The following is a 20,512-nucleotide window of genomic DNA, read 5'->3' on the forward strand; positions in this document are numbered from 1 at the left end:
CACCCAATACCAAAGGGATACATTTCATGAGTGGCTCCAGCCGCGTTCCAACGATCGACCATTTCATCCTGGGCGCCGGTACCTGCGGAACCTCTGAACGCTTTCAAGAGGTCCGCGACCGCGAAACCAAAACACCTGATGCAGCCCTCACGACAGCGATCGTCAATGGGCTGCGCGAGCGCCGCGTGCTGATTTCTGCCACCGGTTTTGCGGCCAACACCCTGAAGATCCGTCCACCGCTGGTCTTTTCGGAAAAGGATGCAACGCGCCTCATTACCGAGACCGAAGTGGTACTTGCGAAACTGCTGAAGTAAAAAAGGAGCCCGGAGGTTTCCGGCTTTTCTTTGCGAGCGACGTTATTGGGAAGAGTTTATGAAAGTTGCAATTCTGTTTGGTGGTGCAGGTTCAGAATGCAAGGTGTCTGTGGCAAGCGCTCAACATATGTCCACTCATTTGCCGGAGGCGGAACTCTGGTACTGGTTGCCTGACCGCCGCGTTCAATTGATGGACAGATCACGGTTACTCACACATACGACCCCTTTCACTAACCCAATGGAGCCCGACGAGCACCGTCAGCCTTTTGCAGTCGACATCGTCGACGCCCTTCATCAAGCTAGGCAGCGTCATTTGACGCTGCTGTTGGCCTTGCACGGAGTAGATGGTGAAGATGGTACGTTGGCATTACTGTGCGAGGAGACAGGTGTAGCGTTCACCGGGTCGGGTAGCTATGCTTCCCGTCTCGCCTTCAACAAGCTCGCGACAAAAACGGTTGCAGAATCTTACGGTGTTCCTACACTGCCTCATCTGGTTCTGCCTGATGATGGGGCCAGGGTCGAGGCATGGGGTCGCTACTGGTTAAATGAATGTGGCGGAGTAGTAGCGAAGCCCGTTAGCGATGGTTCCAGCCACGGACTGTTCATGATCCGATCACCGGATCAGTGGGAAAGCTTCCTCAAGAAGCTCCCTGAGTTGCCCTATATGATCGAACCCCTGCTTACCGGAATCGAAGCAACCGTAGGCGTGATTGAACACGATGGCCTTGTCGCACTCGAACCGATAGAAATTCGTTTGCCAATCGCCACCGACTTCGACTTCGAATCCAAATATCTGAACCCGTTTGTCGAGAAACTCTGTCCCTCTACTCTGTCCTCTAAAATCGTAGGTTCGCTGAAGGCCCACGCAATTGCGGCCCATCAAGCGGTCGCTGCCGAAGGATACTCAAGAAGCGACTTTATTGTTCGCGATGCAGAGATCATCTTTCTGGAGATCAATACACTGCCTGGTATGACTAGCGCGTCATTGCTCCCGAAAGAGCTAGCAGCGGCCAATATCGACATTCGAACATTTCTCCAGCGACAAATCTTGTTGGGGCAGATCCGCATGGCTAGTGGCCGCTATACGGTACTTGCCTCCCCCGATGCTGACTGTGCATTACCAGAAAAACAGGTAACCAGAGAACCATAATGAAGATTCTTATGGGGACTAGGGCTTTCCACTGAGACAGACAGCCAAATAGAGGGCAGAGGGAACAACAGGGTTTTCTTGCCTTCGTGGAGGGACTTTTTGCCAGAAGCGGTCACCGCCCCATTGGGCGACGGTGGGGTCTAGCCATCCTTCCACGGGCAAGCGCGCCGAGTAAGTGGCTACGTTCGAATGCTTTCGGTCCTATCGCACGCAGATCGGCTTTGGTACCAAACAGTGCCGGTGTACTTCATACAGAAAGTGGCTGTAATCGCGCTCATAGTGGGTGGTGATGTCGTAGTCGGGCCGCGGCCGCCAGCGTTCGGGCAGGGCCTGTCCGAAGCGATCGACAAGCCCCTTCGCAAAGCTGTCAAACGTCAGATTCGTTCTGTACAACGTTGCTTTACCACGCGGGCTATCAGAATGCAGCCCTATCGGTCGACAGGTTTAGCTGCAGTGTAGATTGTAGATTGTTTGACAATCCGATTGTGTCCTTGCTATAAATGGCCCCATGAAAACGAACATAATCAATATCCCTAAAGTCCAAAAGCGAAGCACGGAAGTCAAAGCTGCCGATTTGCTTCGTGAAGCGATCATTTCTGGCGCTATTCCGCTGGGCGCGCGTCTGACTGAGATCAGTTCTTCCGAACAGCTAGGCGTATCGAGGGGTACCATCCGCGCCGCTTTCCATCAGATGGTGCAGGAAGGCCTGGTGATTCAAACGCCTTATACTGGGTGGTCGGTCATGAGCATGAGTCCCGAGGATGCTTGGGAACTTTACACGCTTCGTGGAAGTCTTGAAGCGCTGGCCTCCAGAATTGCAACACTGCGGGTTCAGCAGGAAGGGATTTCGGGATTTACTTTTACAACAATCAGTAAATCCGTCGACGCCCTCAAGATCGCATGCCTAGAGGGTGATAACCGTGCAATCGCCAGCGCTGATATGGCGCTGCACAAGACAATTATTGATGTCACCAAGCATTCACGCTTGATTGACCAGTACTCCCGTATTCAACCCCAAATTTCGATTTACATACGATCTAGCGATGCACTGGTTTCAGATGGTACGACAATCATATCTCAGCATCTGCCTTTGATTGAGGCGATCGAAGCGAAAGATGTGCAAGCAGCTATGAACTCAGCGATGCAGCACAATGAGACCGAAGGGGTCATATTGGTTGAGCATTTGAAAGCAATAAGTCATATGGTGCCTTAGAAACACAGCGCTACATCGTCAGGCGGCGACTGTTTTCTAATGCATGGTCGCTTAATAATGGGCATGAATGTCGGACTGTGAATGTCTGACTTCTAGCCCAAAAAAATTTGCATAAAATCATTGTTGGACAATCGACAATGTGCCAAGTGTCGATTCATGCTGATGCAAGATGTTGAGTAAGGATGTTCAAGGGATCATAAAAAAATTCGCCTAACCGTATTGTTGGACAATCGACAATCAGGCGGTGAGTAAATAAAAACCGGTACTACTGAACGCAGGAACTGAAATGAAAAAGATCCGAAATTACAGGGATTTGCTTGAGTGTGGCGATATCAGCTCTCGCCAGATCGTGCTTGAGATCGCCGACAAGACTCTTGTTCGCCTGGATAGCTATGAACGCATTCGCAGCATCATGCGGCTGGAAGGTGACGTATTACATGTAGGCACGAAAAGCTGGGATCTCACCAAAAAAAGGAACATTTACCTCCTTGGGGCTGGCAAAGCCTGTAATCACATGGCGATGGCCGTTGACCATGTGCTAGGTGATCGCCTCACTCGCGGTATTGCCATCGTCAAGATTCACGAAGCGTCTGACCGCTTCAACAAAACTGATGTTTATGTCGGCGGTCACCCGCTACCCAATGAAGAGGGACACCAGGCCTCACAGGAAATCATCAAGATCGTCGAGCAGGCGGACAAGGATGACCTGTTCATCGCGGTCATCAGCGGTGGTAGCTCTGCGTTAATGTCATGCCCACGTGAAGGGATCAGCCTGCAGGATGAGATCGATGCAACCAATGTCATGCTCAAGTCGGGTGCCGGCATTTATGAAATCAATGCGGTAAGGCGGCATATCTCCGCGCTGAACGGCGGCATGCTGGCCAAGCGCATCCAGGATATCGGCGCAGAGCTGATTGGTATTGGCATCAGTGACGCTGTAGGCACCCCTGCCACCGGCGATATTGCTCAACCCTACAAGGCATATAAAAGTACGCCTATCGGGCCGGATGCCACGACCCTAGATGATGCCCGAGCGACCATCGTCAATTTCAACCTGGCCGACAAGATGCCCCAAAGCATCGTCAATTATCTGAACACCGTCGGCCCCGAGGGTGAGACCCCCAAGGCGTTTCCAAACAATACCTATTACCTACTCAATACCTTGCCGGACTCCTGCATCTACGCCAAGGAAGCATGTGAGGCAATGGGAATTTCTGCGTTAATAGTTTCTTCCTTCCTTGAAGGTGAAAGCCGAGATGCCGGTACCTTCATGGCATCGATGGCGCGTGAAATCCAGGCCTACGGTAATCCAATTAAGCCGCCCTGCGTGCTGCTCAGCTCGGGCGAGGTGACGACGCAGATTCTGGACAACTCGGTCATCAAGGGCCACGGCGGGCCTGGCCAAGAAATGTCGGTCGGATTTGCTATTGCGGCAGCGAAGACGCCCGGCGCTTGCCTGCTTTCCATCGACAGTGAAGGCACGGATGGCACAACCAAAGTCGCCGGGGGCATCACTGACTCGCAGAGCCTCAAAGCGGCAACGGCTCAAGGGATCAACCTCTATCAAGCTCTTCGGGAACATAGCACTTTCGAAGCGCTAGAGGCCATTGGCTCTGCGATCTTCACCGGTAACACGGGTACCAATCTGTGCGATCTCAACATTGTTTATGTGCCAGCCGTAGGGGGTAACTGAGATGGCCGATAAAATTGTCTCCGTCAATGCACAGCAGATAATCGATTGTAAGTGCCGACCTGCTGTTGAAGTAGAAATTCGCACGGAGAGTGGTGCTGTTGGACGCGGCGCCGCGCCGACCGGGACGTCGGTAGGCATGCATGAAGCATTCGTTCTACGTGATGGCGATATTTCGTCTTACGGTGGTTTGACTGTGCATAAAGCCGTCGATGCAGTCATCAATGTGATCGGCCCAGCAATCATTGGTTTGGACGTCAATGACCAGCGTGCGATTGATCAGGTGATGATCAACTTGGATGGCACCTCGGACAAGCATGCGCTGGGCGGTAACGCGATCTATTCTACCTCGATTGCGGCTTTTCGTGCGGCAGCAGACGCTCAACGTATTCCGCTCTATAACCACATCGCTGGTGGCCCAATCGAGACTATTCCAGTTCCCTGCTTCAACGTGGTGAATGGCGGCAAATACAGCGATTTTACGCAATCGTTCAATGAGTTCCTCATCGTCCCGTACGGAACTGAGAGCGTCGACCATGCAATCGAAATGGCCGTAGCGGTTTTCCAGCACCTCAACGATGTGTTGACCGAACATCTCGGTCATAAACCAGGCGTGGCCAGCTCCTATGGATATGCTGCTCCAAGCGATGATCCGGAAGTAGTTCTGGAGCTCATGCAGAAAGCGATTATTCGTTCAGGTTATAGCGGATCGATTGCTTTTGCATTGGATTGTGCATCGAGCGAGTTTTACGACTCGAAAACCAAAACTTACCTGTTAAAAGGTAAGAGAGTCTCCTCGGATGAATTGATCGCTTATACAAAGCAGCTGACCGAAAAGTTTGATTTCGTGTTTGTAGAAGACTTGCTGGATGAGAATGATTGGGACGGCTATCAGAAAGCCAAAGTAGAGCTCCAGCGAACACTGATCCTAGGTGATGACCTGACTGTCACGAAAACGGAGTTCCTCCAGAAAGCGTACGACATGAACGCGATTGATGGGTTTGTTCTCAAGCCAAACCAGGTCGGCACTATCACGGAGTCCTTGGACGCTTATCGCTTCGCGGCTGATCGCGGAATGATCGCTGTGCCTTCGGGCCGTTCCGGCGGGGTTGTCGATGATGTCGTGATGGATCTCTCCGTGGGCTTGCAAGTCCCTTTCCAGAAAAACGGCGCCCCGCGCTCTGGCGAGCGCATCGAAAAACTCAATTTCCTCATGCGCGCAAACGCTCGCAACAAAGGCTGTCGCCTTTTTGACATCAAACCGCTGCTGCGCTTCTAACCGCTGGCCCCTCTAACAACAACGAGAGAAATGTATGTCCCCGAAAATCGATTTTACTTATCTGTCTGAAGCCGACATGGTTGCCGCTGGCGTGCTGGATGCCGAACGTTGCGTGGACGTTTGTGAAGAAACGTTCGGCCTCTTGGGCAAAGGCGACTACCTCATGGGCGGGGCCAACCACAACAGTCACGGTTTGAACATCGTTTTCCCGAAGGAAACGAATTTCCCCAACATGCCTGTGGCGGGGCCTGATCGTCGCTTTGCTGCGATGCCAGGGTACTTGGGTGGACGATTCGATGTCTGTGGCAATAAATGGTATGGCTCCAACCACGCCAACATGGAAAAAGGCCTGCCGCGTTCCATTTTGACCATGATGCTGAATGACAAGGATACAGGCGCCCCGCTTGCGCTGATGTCAGCCAACCTGCTGAGTGCTGCTCGCACCGGCGCAGTACCAGGTGTGGGCGCCAAGCATCTGGCAAATCCCAACAGCAAGAAAATGTCTGTTGTCGGATGTGGCCCGATCAACAAAGCTTGCTTCTCGTCAATAATTACAAAGCTGAAGTCCATTGAAGAGGTCGTATGTTTCGATCTGTTCCTCGATAAGGCCAATGAGCTGGCGGCCTGGATTACCGAAACCTATAACATTAAGGCTAGCGCTACGGACGACACTGAAACGGGTTTCCGTGACGCTGATGTCGTTACTGTAGCTGCCTCCCGTCTAAAGCCGCTATTCTTCAAGGACGAATGGATCAAGGCTGGTGCCACCATCCTGGTTTCGGGGCCGGTCAATACCGATGAATCCTTCCTGACAAGCGCGCGCATTGTCTATGACCATACGAAGCTGCACGAAGCCTACGTGGAAGACGCGATCGGTTCGGGAAACAAGGAAGGCTACTACAGTGGCGTGATTGGCGGCCCTCTGTATCGGCTCATCGACGCCGGCAAGCTACCAATCCTGACTGAATCCACCGGTCTGGGGGATGTCGTCAATGGTAAAAAAGCTGGCCGTACCTGTGCATCTGATCGCGTCATTTTCATCGCCTGCGGCATGTCTGTCTTTGACATCAGCTGGGGCTACGAGGTGCTGCAGAACGCGCAAGCCAAAGGTGTTGGAACTAAGCTAAATCTTTGGGACATTCCTCACCAGGGTTGAGAATAAATGCCGCAGCTAAAACTGCGGCATTTCCCTGAAAGTCATCCCTCCTCTCAACAAGACTTTGCTGCATCAGCCTTAAGTTCTTGCAAGCCTTCTAAATTGGCCCATGCCGCCACTCTCTTGCTTGCATGGTTTATATGCGAACCTGATTTCTTACCCAAGCATGGCCTGCGCCGGTCGCCAAGAGACGATTAATAGATAAATCTTGGAGATCTACCTGGTGTCGACATGAAATATTGCACCATCGCAACTTAAAATTTTTACAAGGGTTTGCCGTGTGCTTAGCGTTGAGCAGTTAACTTCCACAAAAAATTTGGGGTTTCGCAATGCACCGTAAGACAAAAATTGTCGCTACTATCGGGCCGGCGTCCGCATCGCCCGAGGTGTTTTCAAAAATGTTGCTTGCAGGCCTTGATGTGGCTCGCTTGAATTTCTCACACGGCACTGCTGATGATCATCGTCGCAATGCAATTATGATTCGCGAAATCTCTGCGTGTGCAGGCCGTGAGGTCGCCATCATGGCTGACCTTCAAGGGCCAAAAATTCGCGTTGGTAAGTTTGCTGATGGTCGAGTAACACTTAAACCAAGCGACCAATTTATTCTGTGCGCATACCCCGTCGCAGGCAGCGTTGAGCGTGTGTCGTTGGACTACCCCCAACTTGTTGATGAGGTTTCCAGCGGGGACGTTCTAGTGCTGAACGATGGTGCAATCGTACTGAATGTCCAATCTGTTGCAGATAACGAAATTCACACTACGGTACGAATCGGCGGTGAGCTGTCAAATAACAAGGGAATCAATCGACAAGGTGGCGGACTCTCTGCACCAGCGCTTACGTCGAAAGATATTAGCGACCTTGAAGTGGCCCTTGAGCTTGGAGCCGATCTAATTGCAGTTTCCTTCCCTAAAGCTGCATCGGATATGGAGCAGGCGCGAGCACTAGTTGAAAAGTTTTGCAAGAGCGAAACTGCGCGCCCCAAACTGATCGCGAAAATTGAACGCGCTGAAGCCATTCCTGCACTTCAAGAGATCATTGAGGCTTCTGATGGAATCATGGTCGCACGTGGTGACCTAGGCGTGGAGGTCGGTCTCGCCGCAGTCCCTGCATTACAAAAAATGATGATCAAGATGGCCAGGGCCTCTAATCGTCTAACCATTACTGCGACACAAATGATGGAATCGATGGTGACCAATTCGATTCCAACCCGCGCCGAAGTCTCCGATGTAGCCAACGCCGTACTGGACGGGAGCGATGCGGTAATGTTGTCCGCTGAAAGTGCCACAGGCCGTTACCCAGTGCAAACCATTGAATCAATTGTCAATATTTGCGAGGAGGCGATAAAGCTGCGGATCAGTCTTCCCGACACCGACCTTCTAATGCGAGATCTGGATAAGATCGATGAGGCAACCGCAGTCAGCGCCGTCTTTGCTGCCTATCGCTTACGGGCGTCCGCTATTATTGCCTTGACGGAGTCTGGAGCTGCGCCACTGTGGATGAGCAGACATACCTCCTCTATTCCGATCTATGGACTGACTCGATCAGTCGCAACTGCCCGCTGGATGACACTGTTCCAGAATGTTGAACCTCTCGTCGCAGAGTCCTGGACTAATCACGATGAAGTGATTGCAGGCGTCGAGAATTTACTGATTAGCCGAGGAGTTGTAAAGCCGGGTGATTTGATAGTCGTCACATCAGGTAAGCCTGGGGCGGCACTAGGGGGTACCAACTCGATGAAAATCGTCAAGGTGCGCGAGAAAGTTATTGTTAATTAATTTCACCGACAGCTGCAAACTTTACAAGCCTTAAATCTTGGCTCGCTTAGATTGGCTATAGCGTATCTTCCCACAACTAGAGTCACGAAATTAAGGCTCAAATGTTGAGCGAGGAGTAGACCTCTACTTCTTGCTCCACCTAGCAGGATTTAATAAACTTTCCTAACTCTCCGGCGCGAGTAAGGCCGACTTGCAGAGGTATGTAAATATAACTTATCACTGATGTAATTATGGTTAATCAGACTGCCATCATGCTAAGTATTTTGCTAACGCCATAAGTATTGCCAAATTCTTGGACAGGTGCACCTTTTACTGAGTTCCCGCCTTGGTTGGCGAGACTTCTCGCGGCAATGCGGCTTTTGCTGAAGTGGTTAGCCATTTCAACAATATAAGACCAAGAAAACAAACTATGTTCATAACCCTAAAGCGCATCTCTCCAGAAAATTTCGACCTGCTCGCAGACAAAAGAAAATGGAATTAATGATAAGCTCATGTCATTTTAGCTCTTTGTAGTCTTTTGATTTGGACTGCCATTGATCATTCCGCCCTCTATGAATCGTTTACGGTTCCTCGGCATCTGAAGGGGGGCGAACGCTTTGTATAAAACCATTTTTTATGGCTCCATACAGCAAGAAATTCTCCCTCGTTTTACTTAAGCTGATTCCGTTGGCACCAGGAGAGCGGAACAGCCTCATGGTGATCCCTCTTTTGCGTGCGGCGATTGCCATCTATCCATGGGACAGACATCCGGCTCACATCCGCTGAGGCCCTTAGCGCAAGCTATCGTCTCCCCATGCGCATGGATCAAGCGTAGCAGCGTCTTAGCCGCTCATCGCTGCATACAAACCGAAAAAATCCGTCGAGATTCCCGCAACCTGTCTTCATTGGCCTACACTCCTATCAGCTAACGGACTAGCGCCCCTTCGATAGAAAGCCCGCCGTGTGCGGGCTTTCTGTTTTCTGTGCGCCCAACACACTCATTGAGGAATGAGCTACGGCCCACCCAAAACTATTTCTGGTTACGCTGGCTAGCCTTCAATTGAATCAGATGATGATCGGTGAGGCCTTCGAGGAGATCGCGGCCTGGCTGGAAAAGGAAGGCGCAACAGAGACGGCGATGAAGCTTAGGGTTCGTGTTGGCGATCTGAGGTTCAACGCGGAAATAATGGATAAGGCGATTGTTGAACTGCTCAAATCGGATGAGAGCGTGCACTGATGGCCCTTATCAGGGACTTTTTCAAGGGTCACCTCCCACACTCGAACGTATGGAAGGTGACCCTTGGCTGATTATAGTTTTTGTCACATAGTTATTTGATCATCACCAAAAGTTTTTGCGAAAGCCTTCTATAAAAGCTCTCTCTGCTTCTCGGATTTTTTAGTTCAGTACAACACTCGGACAATGCTTTAATAGCGGCAGATTCCGTGAAGGCCCCTTTTAAAATATGAGGCTCTAACTTTTTGTCGTATATATATTGGAGTTCGTTATATCCATTGCACTGTCCGCACGCGATAAATTGTGAGTCTTTATGCCCTTTCGGATGCTCATCCTTGTAATCGTAAAGGGCATTAATATCTTTTATAGACTTCGGGGCAGCCTCATTTATTTTCTTCAAAAGCTCGCTAAACCAGTCGTTGCTCATAAGTATCCTTCCTCATTCCTGTATGACTTCAGAGCAGGTTACGCGACGCCTGAGAAAATGGCGAAGCATTGATGGCATAAGGCCTCACTTCTATGAAAAGCCTCATCGCAAGGTCGAAAAACCCTCATCGTGGCGAAACAGTACCTTTTCGTTGCGCCCGAGGCAGCGCCCTTGAGTCGCTTTGCCTTCTTTAGCGAAAGGGATCGTCGCGGGATAGCCGGGACAAGGCTTTCCATTGGCCCGGTGCACACCAAGCGCATAGAGCCCTGTCTGCGGGAGCAGCCGTCAGATTTTGCCAATATTTATCCCGGTTCTGATGTCGCTACCAGAGCGTTCATTTCTCTTTCGACCTCACGGCATACCTCGCGCCCTTTGGTTTGAGCTGTAGCACTGCCGTCGTCTCCTCCTGCCGCAAGTCATAAATGACTCCTTCTCTCGCGTTACGGCCCAGATGGGGTGCTGCGTGGCCGACGCCTGTGCTGGCACAGCGTGACAAGGCCGCGAAGGGTGGCCGAAAGACGTAGGAGACTTGAAATGAAACTGATAACGATCTTTGAACTGGCCGCAAAATCTGAAGGCGAACTGCGCGTGCTGTACCGGGAGGTCTTCAATGTCGCAGTACGCGGTGATCGGGAAAACCTGGAGCATCAGAATGCCCTGGCCTCGCTGGAAAATATCCACCGCGTGATGATCTCAAGGGCTTTGCGCCCATGAGGTCATGGTTGTTCTTGCTTCTCAAAGCAGATGCTTGCGTGACTTACGGTGAACACTCCCGATTGCGAGGGCATTTATGCCCCTCCATTTGGTCCGCAAGGGGGCATTGCTCGGACGGTAGACATTTTGGAGTGCCCTGCTTTTTGTTAGGTTCGCACTCGGGATGACAATAAGCAAAGGCGGTCTGTCGCGGCCTACGCCGCTTTGCCAACAGTCCATATATGAGTACTCGTGGTAAATCTTTGATAGCAGTCTGACTTAGTCGTGTGTCAGATGAGGATTCCCGCGTCACCCCAATATCCTCCGGCTTGCTATACCTCGTTCATAGCAAAGCCGGGACGAGGTGAATCCGGATGACGGTTAGCTAAAGCGCCAATACCAATCGTCGTGTTTTCGAGCGGGAACAACACGGCGTGAATTGGTCGTTCAACGCGTGCTCTTTGTCGCTCATGAAGACATCCCGATGATCCGGGATGCCCTCGATAACCGACGTCAAGCAGGCGCCGCAAACGCCCTGCTTGCAAGAAGAAGGCAGTTCGATACCGACGGCACACAGTATGTCGAGCACGCTCTTGTCCGCGGGTACTTGAAGGACCAATCCTGACTCTGCCAGCTCGACTTCGAATGCCTGATCGACATCGTGCTCTACGCTAGACACCGCAAAATACTCACGGTGAATCTGTTCAGTCGGCCAACCGAGTCCATGCGCTGCGTTTATTACATAGTCCATGAAACCCTTCGGGCCGCAGACATAGAGGTGCGTATCCGCACAAGGCGCAGCCAACACATGATTCACGTCCAACAATTGTTCCCGCTCGCCACTGTCAAAATGTAGGCGCACATAATCGGCAAAACCAGACGCAGCAATGTGTTGAAGAAATGCCGCGCGTTGCGGCTCACGCACGCAGTAGTGCAGTACAAACTCGCTACCTTCGTGGGCGAGTTGAAAGGCCATCGCGAGCATTGGCGTAATACCGATACCGCCACCCAGCAATACCGATCTGCGAGCCCCTACTTTTAACGGAAAGTGATTTTTCGGCGCACTGATGGACAATCGAACACCGACGCCAATATTTTCGTGCATGCCTCGTGACCCGCCTCGCGACTGCGGTTCGTATAACACGGCAATCAAATAGCGATCGCGCTCCAAGGGGCTGTTGCACAGGGAATATTGGCGAGTGATATCCGCGTTCACTCGCACATCGATGTGTGCGCCCGCCGTGAAGACCGGCAAGGGTTGCCCGTCCTCACGACACAGCTCAAAGCTGCAAACGCCTTCGGCCTCGTTGCGCTTTTGTACGACGATTACTTCAAACATGATTATGCACCGTTATCTAGTTACCCTGCCGCGAGCCCCACTCACTGGTGTTCATTGCACCCTGCAAAGAAAAAGCGTGTCGTCGGGTGCATAGCGCGCAATGAGTCGACTGAGCGCGGCAATGTCTTCGCCCAGCGGACGGTCATCGGCATAACGCGTCACGCGCGTGCGTACCGCATGATAAATCGCCAGCGTCAGGGGTGCCGGTTTCAGGTCTGCCTCCAACAAGTCGTAACACTGGCAAGCGGCCAACAGTTCAATGGCCAAAAGATTTTCAAGGTTGTCGAGTATCTCGTGGGCTTTCAACGCAGCCGGTGTCGCATGGCACAAGATGTCTTCTTGTAATCCGGAGGTGACGCCACCATCGAGACTGGCGGGCGCCGCGAGACGGCGGTTTTGTGCCACCAATGACGCAGCCGTGTATTGCGCGATCATGAACCCTGACTCAACACCGCTGCTGCCCGCCAGGAATGGGGGTAATCCACTAACCAACGGATTCACCAGGCGATCGATGCGACGTTCGCAAATAGCCCCCAATTGCGCCGTCGCAACGGCGATCTGATCCATGGCCAGTCCAATTCCCGCGCCCACTGCGTGGGCCTGAGAGTAAATCTCGGGCGCTTCAGGGCTGCCGCACACCACCGGATTGTCGGTGACACTGGCTAATTCGCGCTCAACCACTGTTAACGCCTGGGCCCACACATCGCGCACCGCACCATGCACTTGAGGAATGCTGCGCAGACTCAACGGGTCTTGGGTCTTGCGCCCGTTGGCGGCAAGTAAAATGCCGGAACCGGCGAGCAATGTGTTCAAGCGTTGACTGACCTGCATCAGTCCGGGTGATGTGCGCAACGCCATGGACACTGGATGCAATGCACGGATCTGGCAGCGCTGGGTTTCAAAGCTCAGCGCTGCAATGGTGTCAGCCCAGTCCATCAGTTGTCGGGTGCGCTCCAGCAACAAACTGCCGAGCCCCGTGACACAGGGCGAACCGTTCACCAAGCACAAGCCCTCCTTCGCTTCCAGCACCAGTGGTTTGATCCCCAGCCGATCCAGCGCAACTGCAGCGGGCATCCGCACGCCATCGAGCAGGCACTGGCCCTGTCCGATCAACAGTAAGCCGATGTGTGCCATGTGACTGATATAACCCACCGATCCGTGACGCGGAACTTGTGGGGTGCAACCGGCGTTGAGCAGCATGACCAGACGTTCGACCACCACCAGTCGCAATCCAGAATAACCGTGGGCATAGTTGTTGACGGCGGCGGCCATAATCGCCCGTGTTTCGCTAACGCCCAGTGGCCTGCCAACCCCCACGGCATGACTCATTAAAATGTTGCGCGACAAGGCGCTTTGCTGCGCCTTTGGCACCACCGTGTCGGACAGTGCACCGACCCCGGTGTTGACGCCGTAGGCACGCAGGTTGTTATCCACCACGCTTCGCACGATGGAGTGGGCGTTTGCAATGCGCGCTTTTGCGGCGTTCGACAATTCCAATACCGCTTGTTTAATGGCCACTTCGGCCACTTGCGCGGCACTCAAGGTTTGGTCAAGCAGAACCAGGCTCATTGGGCACCTCCGGCGCGCGCAACGGGTGGTCCTTGATCGGCATACCGTCCGATCAAATCCCAGAGTTCCAGGGGCACTTCGATACCGTTCTCATTGCCTTGGCGTGCCTGAAGTCGGCGATCACCAGGCAGGCGTACTTGCGGTTCGGCTTGTAGCGCGCCGAACAGCGCTTCAATCCGCGCCACGAATGCCGCCCCGCCAAAAGCTGCGGGATCGAAAGCGATGAGCAGTTGCCCGGTTCGAGGTGGCCCACCTTCGCAATCTCCGAAAGAAGACGCCTCAAACGAAAAGTTGGAACCGCTCAAGCCACCGGCAAGGATGTCGATCAGCAAGGCCAGGCCGGCGCCTTTGTAGCCACCAATCGGGCTCAGGCTGCCGGCCATTGCCGCGTCAGCATCGGTGGTCGGCTGACCGTCGACGTCCAGCGCCCAACCTGCCGGCAACGCGATGCCACGACGGTGCGCATCGATCACCGCCACCTTAGCCACCACACTTGAGGATTGATCAATCACCAGCGGCGGCCGCCCTGCCCGCGGGGTCGCAAATGCCAACGGGTTGGTGCCAAAAAACGCAGTCTTGCCGCCATGGGGCGCTATCGAAGGCGAGGCATTGGCAACCATCAAGGCGACCAGCCCTTGCTCTGCCAGTTCTTCGACAAAATAACCCAGCGAACCACACGCGTAAGACTGCCCCACCGCAAGCGCCGCCATGCCTTGGCGCCGTGCGGCCTCAACCAGCAACGGCAGACCCAGGGCCAACGCCGGGTGGGCGAATCCGGTGCACGCATCGACGCGGATCAATGAAGGAGCCAGCACCTCAGCGCTTGGTCGCGCTGCACCATCGACCTTGCCGCAAGCGGCGTGGTCGCAATAGGTCGGTAAATAAGACAAGCCCACAATCTGCTGACCATCACGCTCGGCAAACGCAATCGAGCGCGCCACGGCCCGAGCATTCTCGGGGCTGACATGGCTGGCCACCAGCGCGCTGGCGGCGCGTTTTTCAATTTCGGCCAGGCTGACAATAAGAGTGGCGGTCATGCGACGGTCTCCCGATGAATAAGTTGGGTTTGAGCCAGCGGTGCCAGCTCGGCAAGCATTTGATCGGCGTACCAGCGGATGAAGTCGCGGGTGCCGCCTTCGATAAACTCGGAGTACGGGCCGGGGCGATAGGCGCTGCCGCGAATCCCCAGTTGATTGTTTTCCGCCAGAAAGCGATCTTGGTCATTGGTGGCGGCCCAGATCTCCTTGAGCCGGTCGACCTGATAATCCACGCCCTCCTGAGCGTCCTTGTGTACCAGCCAGTGGGTGGTCACCAAGGTTTCTTCCGGTCCGATCGGCAATACTCGGAAGGTCACCGCGTGGTCCGCCTGAATATGGTTCCATGTGTTGGGCAGGCTCATCAGGCGTACCGAGCCCAAGTCGGGATCCGTCAAGTTTCCCAACAAGCGCGAGCACCCCGATTTCCCATCCACGGTCATCGACACACGACCATCGGTGAACGGTAGGCGTACCGCGCGGTAACGCTCGCTGCCTTGGGTGTGGGCATGCGGAATGCCCAGTCGGTCCCAGTCCGCCGCCTTGCGTTCGACCAACGCTTTGTATTCCGGCTTGATGCGCGGGTCATTCGGATCGTCGAACTCGGTGATGATGTGCATAAGTTCCGGGTGTGAACCCACGCAGTGATAGCACTCGCGGTTGTTCTCAATCACCAGTTTCCAATTGGCCTTTTCCACCAGTGTCTGGGTGTAGGCCACCTTGGCATCGTCCAGTCCATGAGGCAGCAGATAGGGTTCGACGTCCTGGCGAAACGGTTCGAAGTCGTTCGGCTCATCCGCGAAATTAATGAAGATATAGCCACCGACAACCCCTACCCCTACCTGTGTCAGCTGGAAGTCGGCACGATCGAAGTCATCGCCCATCAAGCGTGTACCGGTCAGTTGTCCTTGCAGGTCGTATGACCATTGGTGATACGGGCAGACCAGCCGCTTGGTGCTGCCGCGCTCCTCCAGACAAATCCGCGAGCCACGATGGCGACAGGTGTTATGGAACGCATTGACTTCGCCGTCCTGGCCACGAATGACAATCACCGAGTCACGCCCCACGTCCACCCGCAGCCAGTCACCGTGCTTGGGGATTTCGCAGGTCATGGCCGCGAACAGCCACTGACGGCGAAAAAACAACTGCATTTCCAGTTCGAAAAAATCCTGATCCACATAAAAGGGCTGGTCCAGCCCCCAGTCCTGGCGCCGCTTGGACAACAGCGCGTAGGCATGATCGATTACATTCTGATTCATGGCTTTGCCTCCAAAAAAGATCAGGCGAGCGGCAGGCGACGGAACGTGCCGGGCTTTTGCGCATAGTGGTATTTATTCATCGGGCCATGTTCGAGGAAGTGTTTATGGCCAAGCGCCAGGCGCTCCTGAGACAGGGTCACTCCCAGCCCGTGGCCTTCGGGCACCCGCACGGTGTTGTTGCGCGGTACGAATGGGCCCTCTTCAATCACGTCTGTGACCTGCATACGGAACAGCGACTGGTTCGGCTCGCGAATCCAGCCCAACGCTGCGCACAAATGCAGGTACACCGCACTGCCCACACCCGAATCGCCGCTGTAGCACCAGAAATCGATACCGGCATGCTCGCAAGCGCCGATAAATCGCAGCAGCCGGCCAATACCGCCTAGGGCCGCTGGGTTGCCGACAATCGCGTCGGGCACCTTGAGCACCATCGCTCGGGCAATGTCGGTGTTGTGAGTGGAAAACGGAATCGAGCAATGGCGGCGTAGTTCGACCATTTCTTCGATGGTCGAGACCGGGTCTTCCCAGTTGCGCACGCCAAGTTCTTCCAGCGGACGAATCAGCCGACGCGCCGTGGCCAACGAGTAGGCCTGGTTCGAATCGATACGCAGCATCACGTCATCCCCCAGGCGCTGGCGGATCAGCTCAAGCATGCGCAGGGACACTTTCGGATCGTGGGTGGAAAACTTGCCCTCGAAGAAGGTCGTACCGTAGGTCTCGTTGAGCATCACGCAGTAATCGGCCACCGCTTCCGGGGTCTGCTCGCCGCGCACCCGGGTGCCGTCCCGTTGCAACGGGCCATCGTTGCGGAGGGAAAAGTAGTCGGTGAACGGAATGTCCTTGCGCACGGCACCGCCCAGCAGCTGATACAGCGGTTGCTTCCAGGCCTTGCCCCGCAGGTCCCACAGCGCCATTTCCACCGCACCAAACGCCATGATGCGCGCATTGTCGTTGATACTCTGGACACCGGCGAAGTAAGGCAGGCAGAGGAACTCGGCTCCGGCAATGTCAAAGGCATCATGGCCAACCAATTTCGGTGCGATTTGATCGCGAATGATCGCCGCAGCGTGCCACGAGGGTGCCTCCCCCAAGCCGACCAGACCGTCCTCGGTTTCGACTTCAATGATGGTCGTGGAAAAGCCTGGCAGTTCACCGAAGACCCAGACGTAGGGTGCGTCCAGCGGTAGATTGATTGGCGTGGCTTTGATGCTTTTGATCTTCATCGCGTGGCGACTCCAGTAAATGGAAAGAGGTGCCGATCAATCTCATCCATGCTTCAAAGAACACTATGTGAGCCGGCATGACTAAGCTAATCTCTATAGTTATTAGAGTAAACGCGGTAAATTCTCATGCAATCCATGCTTCCAGATCATGCATTAAACAGCCCTGCCTTCAACCGTCGCTTGCCGCCGCTGCATGCGCTGGAAGTCTTCGCCGCGGCGGCGCGATGTGGCACGTTCAGCCGCGCCGCCAAGGAACTGTTCGTCACCCAGAGTGCGATCAGCCGTCAGGTGCAACAGCTTGAGGAACATTTGGGGGTCATGCTGTTTATCCGCCATAAGACCGGCCTGCGCCTGACCCCTGAAGCCGAAGCGCTGCTACCCGTGGTCGATGACGCCTTTGCACGCCTGACCACCATGTGCAACAGCCTGCGTAACGCCGGCCAGGTGCTGACCTTGCGCATGCCACCCACTCTGGCGACGCGCTGGTTCCTGCCGCTGTTGCCGGGGCTGCGCACGGTGATGCCGGATATGGACGTGCGAGTGACGACCTACGATGCGTGGGAGCCGCGTTTTGAAGACAGCGACATTGACGCCGCGATCATTCAAGGTCGAGGGGACTGGAAGGACGTCGAGGCCATCCCCTTGATGCCGGAACGACTGACTCCGGTTTGTTCGGCAGAATTGGCAAAGCGTCTCACCGAGCCTGCCGATCTGAAGCATCTGCCATTGCTGCATTGCTTCCCAATACAGGGTTGGAGTCGCTGGCTGGAAGCAGCTGGCGTAGAGGGCATTGCGTCTCATCGGGGCCAGTCGTTCGATACTCTGGACCTGGCGCTATCGGCGGCGACGCGCGGGCATGGTGTCGCACTGGGTGATCTGAATCTGGTGCGCGAAAGCCTGAACGATGGCGTACTTGTCGCGCCGTTCGATATCGAACTCGATCAGGGCATTTCTTACTTTTTGATTTATCCGTCACAACGGGCGCAGTTACCGAAAATTCGTGCGCTGAGAGAGTGGTTACAGGTCGCTCTGGAAGGCTGACCGTGAGCAGCTCGTATTTGCATCCTGCGTGCTCCCTCCGGCAGATCCGGATCGGTCAGGCTCTGGGGCCGGTTTTGGTCAGCGAGCCTATTACGAACGGCCCAGAAGTGCCGCCTTGTGCAAGTCTTCGTTTTCTGCCGGCCGGTCTTTCAGCAGGTTTTTCGCTGGTCCAAGTGACCTGCTGTGCGGGTATCGATTGAGCGACGCCGCTTTTCGTTGCTCCAGAGCCTGCATCAGGGGGACGGTTTTGAATGACCGCAGTTCAGCAGCGAGCTGATCTTGGGCGAGACGCCAATAGAAGAGTGCAGCTCCTTCAGGGCATGCATCCTTTTCCCACAGCGCATAAGCTCGTTCCCGGATTTTTGATTCATCAATCATTGACACTTTCCTGTGATTGGTCCGCTGTCTATTCACGTTGGCTCAACAACGTACTCAGAGCCGGATGGCCACGCTGCGTCGCTTCGGTTGGTACCGCAGATCCTATTAAAGCAGTCGATCTCTCTTTAGCAATGTTCAGGCAAAATCACGGCACCATGTAGGTGAAAAGGCCCCTACACTTTGATCCGGTGCGGGGGCCTGTTTTTTGCGGCGCGGAAACCATACCCCTCAGAGCTGGTCAACCCAGACCCGGCTCTCTGGTTTGCCGCACGGATCGCCACTTCCCCGAAAAGGAAATCCAGCCATGCCCTACGCCTACGAAGGCCCGGCCACCGTGACCGTCATGGCGCTGTACATGGGCCAGGAGCCCAATGAATTGACCACCCTGGAACTGCTGGTGGTGTTGAGCAACGCCGGCCCCCGCATCGCTCGGATGGAGTACGGCCGCTACCTGCAGGGCCCAAAGGACGCCAACGCGCTGCGTGTCGTGCTGCCTGACGGGAGGTTTCTGCACGGTCCGATCATCGATGGGCGCAACGATCCGGACGGCGGTTGGCTGGAATTTGAAGTGAAAGATCACGACCTGGGCCGCGTTCTGCCGGCCAACCTTTGCTGGCAATGGGTATGAGCGGGCGTCAACCACCCAGCGATCCATTGGCAACGTTAGTCCTCCCTGACGCAATCCGCGCCCAGGCCAGCAAGTTGCTGTGCGGTAATCAGTATGTGAACGTCCCGACTCCGTTCCAGACGTTAGGGCTGCGCGCTCACGATCCGCACTGTCGCGCCACAAGCACAGGATCGACAGCACATTGAGCGCATTGTCTAGGCGCTCCGCAATCAGGGACACCATCGCGTCTGCGCTATAGTGCACTTGACCCGCGACCGGCACGCTTCTGTTCTCGTCATTCCTGGATACTAAGGCCGTAGGTCCTATCAAAGCTCACAACCAGCGTACCATTCAGAGCTGATCTCCCCCATTGCAAGGCAATTTGCGCTTGAGACGCGCTACCATAGACCTTTCGAGCATGAGCGACTTGGATTTGCTCCCGATACGCGAGCCAGGAAACCTCCTCGTGATACACATTCGGGTAGTTGGCCTGGAGCAGCGTCGAAATGGTATCCACGACCAAGGGTTCTGGATGCTGAGACAGTTTGTCAAAGTCGAGGTTCTGGAGCGTCAGTACCAATTGTCTAGTTTTGATTTCCATACCCATAGAGCTAGCTGGCTTTGTCGCGGAGTCGTTAAATTCGACTAGTGCATTATTAGCGAGCAGGGTGTCGATGTACTGTTGAACCTTGGCGTAGAAGTCCTGCGGGTCCTGATTTGCAAACAGCCCAGCAGGCGAGAGGCAGTCTTTCCACATCCGCGCCCCCTCGCTGCGCTCTTTGAGCGTTCGGCGTCCGCTGGGGTGCCAATCAACTTTGAGTTCAATTTTCATTACTTTTGCCCTTTGAGTAGCAGAAGCGGGAATCCGCTCCTCATCAAACAAAGCTACTCCCCTAGGCAAGTAATTACAATTGTCAGAATCCACATTCAGTTCGTAAGCTTCCAGAATCTGCTGATGTACATGAGAATATCGCACCAACGCATCGTGCACATTTGACGGAGATGCGCCCGTGATCTTCGCAGCTTCCCCCTGTTTTACCCCTTCCACCAAGACCAGATGAGCGGCTTTGGTTGCAGGGCTCTCGCTATTACCCCTTATGAGTTTCACCAGAAGCTTAAACTGATTATTGGTCAATTGTTGTTGCCTCTGCT

At 54.3% G+C, this 20,512-nt stretch carries 20 protein-coding genes; 11 read left to right on the top strand and 9 right to left on the bottom strand.

Translation table 11 applies throughout. The annotated features are described in order from the left end of the window. Window positions 1-26: 26 nt before the first annotated feature. The 7 genes from ACA062_RS28780 to pyk all read left to right on the top strand — a co-directional run bounded on the left by ACA062_RS28780 (window position 27) and on the right by pyk (window position 8,577). A complete protein-coding gene (locus ACA062_RS28780; RefSeq protein WP_497454055.1) occupies window positions 27-314 on the top strand; it encodes a hypothetical protein in 288 nt (95 codons plus the stop codon). A gap of 58 nt (window positions 315-372) precedes the next feature. Next, window positions 373-1,464, top strand: a complete 1,092-nt coding sequence (locus ACA062_RS28785; RefSeq protein WP_497454056.1) for a D-alanine--D-alanine ligase family protein — start codon at window positions 373-375, stop codon at window positions 1,462-1,464. Between the two features lie 508 nt (window positions 1,465-1,972). After that, window positions 1,973-2,677, top strand: a complete 705-nt coding sequence (locus ACA062_RS28790; RefSeq protein WP_497454057.1) for a GntR family transcriptional regulator — start codon at window positions 1,973-1,975, stop codon at window positions 2,675-2,677. Between the two features lie 286 nt (window positions 2,678-2,963). Then, window positions 2,964-4,370, top strand: a complete 1,407-nt coding sequence (locus ACA062_RS28795; protein WP_497454058.1) for a glycerate kinase type-2 family protein — start codon at window positions 2,964-2,966, stop codon at window positions 4,368-4,370. 1 nt (window position 4,371) lies between these two features. Beyond that, a complete protein-coding gene (gene eno / locus ACA062_RS28800; protein ID WP_497454059.1) occupies window positions 4,372-5,646 on the top strand; it encodes a phosphopyruvate hydratase in 1,275 nt (424 codons plus the stop codon). Between the two features lie 34 nt (window positions 5,647-5,680). Further along, the gene (locus ACA062_RS28805; RefSeq protein ID WP_497454060.1) at window positions 5,681-6,802 is read left to right on the top strand and encodes a tyramine oxidase subunit B; all 1,122 of its coding nucleotides are present in this window, start codon (window positions 5,681-5,683) and stop codon (window positions 6,800-6,802) included. A 329-nt stretch (window positions 6,803-7,131) separates the two neighbouring features. Next, a complete protein-coding gene (pyk, locus tag ACA062_RS28810) occupies window positions 7,132-8,577 on the top strand; it encodes a pyruvate kinase (protein WP_497454061.1) in 1,446 nt (481 codons plus the stop codon). Between the two features lie 560 nt (window positions 8,578-9,137). Here the strand turns inward: pyk and ACA062_RS28815 are convergent. Further along, entirely contained in the window at window positions 9,138-9,305 is a 168-nt protein-coding gene (locus tag ACA062_RS28815) for a CPCC family cysteine-rich protein (RefSeq protein ID WP_497454062.1), read from the bottom strand. Between the two features lie 311 nt (window positions 9,306-9,616). Here ACA062_RS28815 and ACA062_RS28820 point away from each other — a divergent pair, with 311 nt between their 5' ends. After that, entirely contained in the window at window positions 9,617-9,793 is a 177-nt protein-coding gene (locus ACA062_RS28820) for a hypothetical protein (RefSeq protein WP_497454063.1), read from the top strand. A 91-nt stretch (window positions 9,794-9,884) separates the two neighbouring features. On the opposite strand, the gene ACA062_RS28825 is transcribed toward ACA062_RS28820, so the two are convergent. Further along, window positions 9,885-10,217: a hypothetical protein gene (locus ACA062_RS28825; RefSeq protein WP_497454064.1), complete on the bottom strand. Its 333-nt coding sequence runs from the start codon at window positions 10,215-10,217 to the stop codon at window positions 9,885-9,887. Window positions 10,218-10,751: 534 nt separating this feature from the next. Between ACA062_RS28825 and ACA062_RS28830 the strand changes: the two genes are divergently transcribed. Continuing rightward, entirely contained in the window at window positions 10,752-10,931 is a 180-nt protein-coding gene (locus tag ACA062_RS28830; RefSeq protein ID WP_497454065.1) for a hypothetical protein, read from the top strand. 364 nt (window positions 10,932-11,295) lie between these two features. On the opposite strand, the gene ACA062_RS28835 is transcribed toward ACA062_RS28830, so the two are convergent. The 5 genes from ACA062_RS28835 to ACA062_RS28855 are packed head-to-tail and all read right to left on the bottom strand — an operon-like array spanning window position 11,296 to window position 17,334. Next, window positions 11,296-12,249, bottom strand: a complete 954-nt coding sequence (locus ACA062_RS28835; RefSeq protein WP_497454066.1) for a PDR/VanB family oxidoreductase — start codon at window positions 12,247-12,249, stop codon at window positions 11,296-11,298. 51 nt (window positions 12,250-12,300) lie between these two features. Beyond that, window positions 12,301-13,818: an HAL/PAL/TAL family ammonia-lyase gene (locus ACA062_RS28840; protein WP_497454067.1), complete on the bottom strand. Its 1,518-nt coding sequence runs from the start codon at window positions 13,816-13,818 to the stop codon at window positions 12,301-12,303. Then, on the bottom strand, window positions 13,815-14,855 hold the full coding sequence (locus ACA062_RS28845; RefSeq protein ID WP_497454068.1) for an Ldh family oxidoreductase: 1,041 nt from the start codon (window positions 14,853-14,855) through the stop codon (window positions 13,815-13,817). The genes ACA062_RS28840 and ACA062_RS28845 overlap by 4 nt, the downstream gene beginning before the upstream one ends. Beyond that, complete coding sequence (locus tag ACA062_RS28850; RefSeq protein WP_497454069.1) at window positions 14,852-16,111, bottom strand: aromatic ring-hydroxylating oxygenase subunit alpha; 1,260 nt, start codon at window positions 16,109-16,111, stop codon at window positions 14,852-14,854. Before ACA062_RS28850 ends, ACA062_RS28845 begins: the two co-directional genes overlap by 4 nt. Before the next feature lie 20 nt (window positions 16,112-16,131). Then, window positions 16,132-17,334: a mandelate racemase/muconate lactonizing enzyme family protein gene (locus ACA062_RS28855; RefSeq protein ID WP_497454070.1), complete on the bottom strand. Its 1,203-nt coding sequence runs from the start codon at window positions 17,332-17,334 to the stop codon at window positions 16,132-16,134. A 126-nt stretch (window positions 17,335-17,460) separates the two neighbouring features. Between ACA062_RS28855 and ACA062_RS28860 the strand changes: the two genes are divergently transcribed. Beyond that, window positions 17,461-18,375, top strand: a complete 915-nt coding sequence (locus ACA062_RS28860; RefSeq protein ID WP_497454071.1) for a LysR substrate-binding domain-containing protein — start codon at window positions 17,461-17,463, stop codon at window positions 18,373-18,375. Window positions 18,376-18,465: 90 nt separating this feature from the next. On the opposite strand, the gene ACA062_RS28865 is transcribed toward ACA062_RS28860, so the two are convergent. Beyond that, window positions 18,466-18,753: a DUF2934 domain-containing protein gene (locus tag ACA062_RS28865; RefSeq protein ID WP_497454072.1), complete on the bottom strand. Its 288-nt coding sequence runs from the start codon at window positions 18,751-18,753 to the stop codon at window positions 18,466-18,468. Window positions 18,754-19,057: 304 nt separating this feature from the next. On the opposite strand from ACA062_RS28865, the gene ACA062_RS28870 reads away from it, so the two are divergent. Beyond that, complete coding sequence (locus ACA062_RS28870; protein ID WP_497454073.1) at window positions 19,058-19,381, top strand: hypothetical protein; 324 nt, start codon at window positions 19,058-19,060, stop codon at window positions 19,379-19,381. A 274-nt stretch (window positions 19,382-19,655) separates the two neighbouring features. Here the strand turns inward: ACA062_RS28870 and ACA062_RS28875 are convergent, their stop codons facing one another. Beyond that, window positions 19,656-20,495 carry a hypothetical protein gene (locus tag ACA062_RS28875; RefSeq protein WP_497454074.1) on the bottom strand — a complete coding sequence of 280 codons (840 nt, stop codon included), beginning with the start codon at window positions 20,493-20,495 and terminating at the stop codon, window positions 19,656-19,658. Window positions 20,496-20,512: the final 17 nt, after the last annotated feature.

The organism is Pseudomonas sp. LBUM1679, assembly GCF_059695565.1.

Excerpts from the sequence above, each read along its gene's own strand:
- ACA062_RS28840 (WP_497454067.1), bottom strand. The coding sequence starts at position 13,818 with ATGAGCCTGGTTCTGCTTGACCAAACCTTGAGTGCCGCGCAAGTGGCC.
- ACA062_RS28805 (WP_497454060.1), top strand. The coding sequence starts at position 5,681 with ATGTCCCCGAAAATCGATTTTACTTATCTGTCTGAAGCCGACATGGTT.
- ACA062_RS28815 (WP_497454062.1), bottom strand. The coding sequence starts at position 9,305 with ATGGCAATCGCCGCACGCAAAAGAGGGATCACCATGAGGCTGTTCCGC.
- ACA062_RS28790 (WP_497454057.1), top strand. The coding sequence starts at position 1,973 with ATGAAAACGAACATAATCAATATCCCTAAAGTCCAAAAGCGAAGCACG.
- ACA062_RS28865 (WP_497454072.1), bottom strand. The coding sequence starts at position 18,753 with ATGATTGATGAATCAAAAATCCGGGAACGAGCTTATGCGCTGTGGGAA.
- eno (WP_497454059.1), top strand. The coding sequence starts at position 4,372 with ATGGCCGATAAAATTGTCTCCGTCAATGCACAGCAGATAATCGATTGT.
- ACA062_RS28780 (WP_497454055.1), top strand. The coding sequence starts at position 27 with ATGAGTGGCTCCAGCCGCGTTCCAACGATCGACCATTTCATCCTGGGC.
- ACA062_RS28850 (WP_497454069.1), bottom strand. The coding sequence starts at position 16,111 with ATGAATCAGAATGTAATCGATCATGCCTACGCGCTGTTGTCCAAGCGG.
- ACA062_RS28855 (WP_497454070.1), bottom strand. The coding sequence starts at position 17,334 with ATGAAGATCAAAAGCATCAAAGCCACGCCAATCAATCTACCGCTGGAC.
- ACA062_RS28785 (WP_497454056.1), top strand. The coding sequence starts at position 373 with ATGAAAGTTGCAATTCTGTTTGGTGGTGCAGGTTCAGAATGCAAGGTG.
- ACA062_RS28835 (WP_497454066.1), bottom strand. The coding sequence starts at position 12,249 with ATGTTTGAAGTAATCGTCGTACAAAAGCGCAACGAGGCCGAAGGCGTT.
- ACA062_RS28830 (WP_497454065.1), top strand. The coding sequence starts at position 10,752 with ATGAAACTGATAACGATCTTTGAACTGGCCGCAAAATCTGAAGGCGAA.
- ACA062_RS28860 (WP_497454071.1), top strand. The coding sequence starts at position 17,461 with ATGCAATCCATGCTTCCAGATCATGCATTAAACAGCCCTGCCTTCAAC.
- ACA062_RS28795 (WP_497454058.1), top strand. The coding sequence starts at position 2,964 with ATGAAAAAGATCCGAAATTACAGGGATTTGCTTGAGTGTGGCGATATC.
- pyk (WP_497454061.1), top strand. The coding sequence starts at position 7,132 with ATGCACCGTAAGACAAAAATTGTCGCTACTATCGGGCCGGCGTCCGCA.
- ACA062_RS28825 (WP_497454064.1), bottom strand. The coding sequence starts at position 10,217 with ATGAGCAACGACTGGTTTAGCGAGCTTTTGAAGAAAATAAATGAGGCT.
- ACA062_RS28845 (WP_497454068.1), bottom strand. The coding sequence starts at position 14,855 with ATGACCGCCACTCTTATTGTCAGCCTGGCCGAAATTGAAAAACGCGCC.
- ACA062_RS28870 (WP_497454073.1), top strand. The coding sequence starts at position 19,058 with ATGCCCTACGCCTACGAAGGCCCGGCCACCGTGACCGTCATGGCGCTG.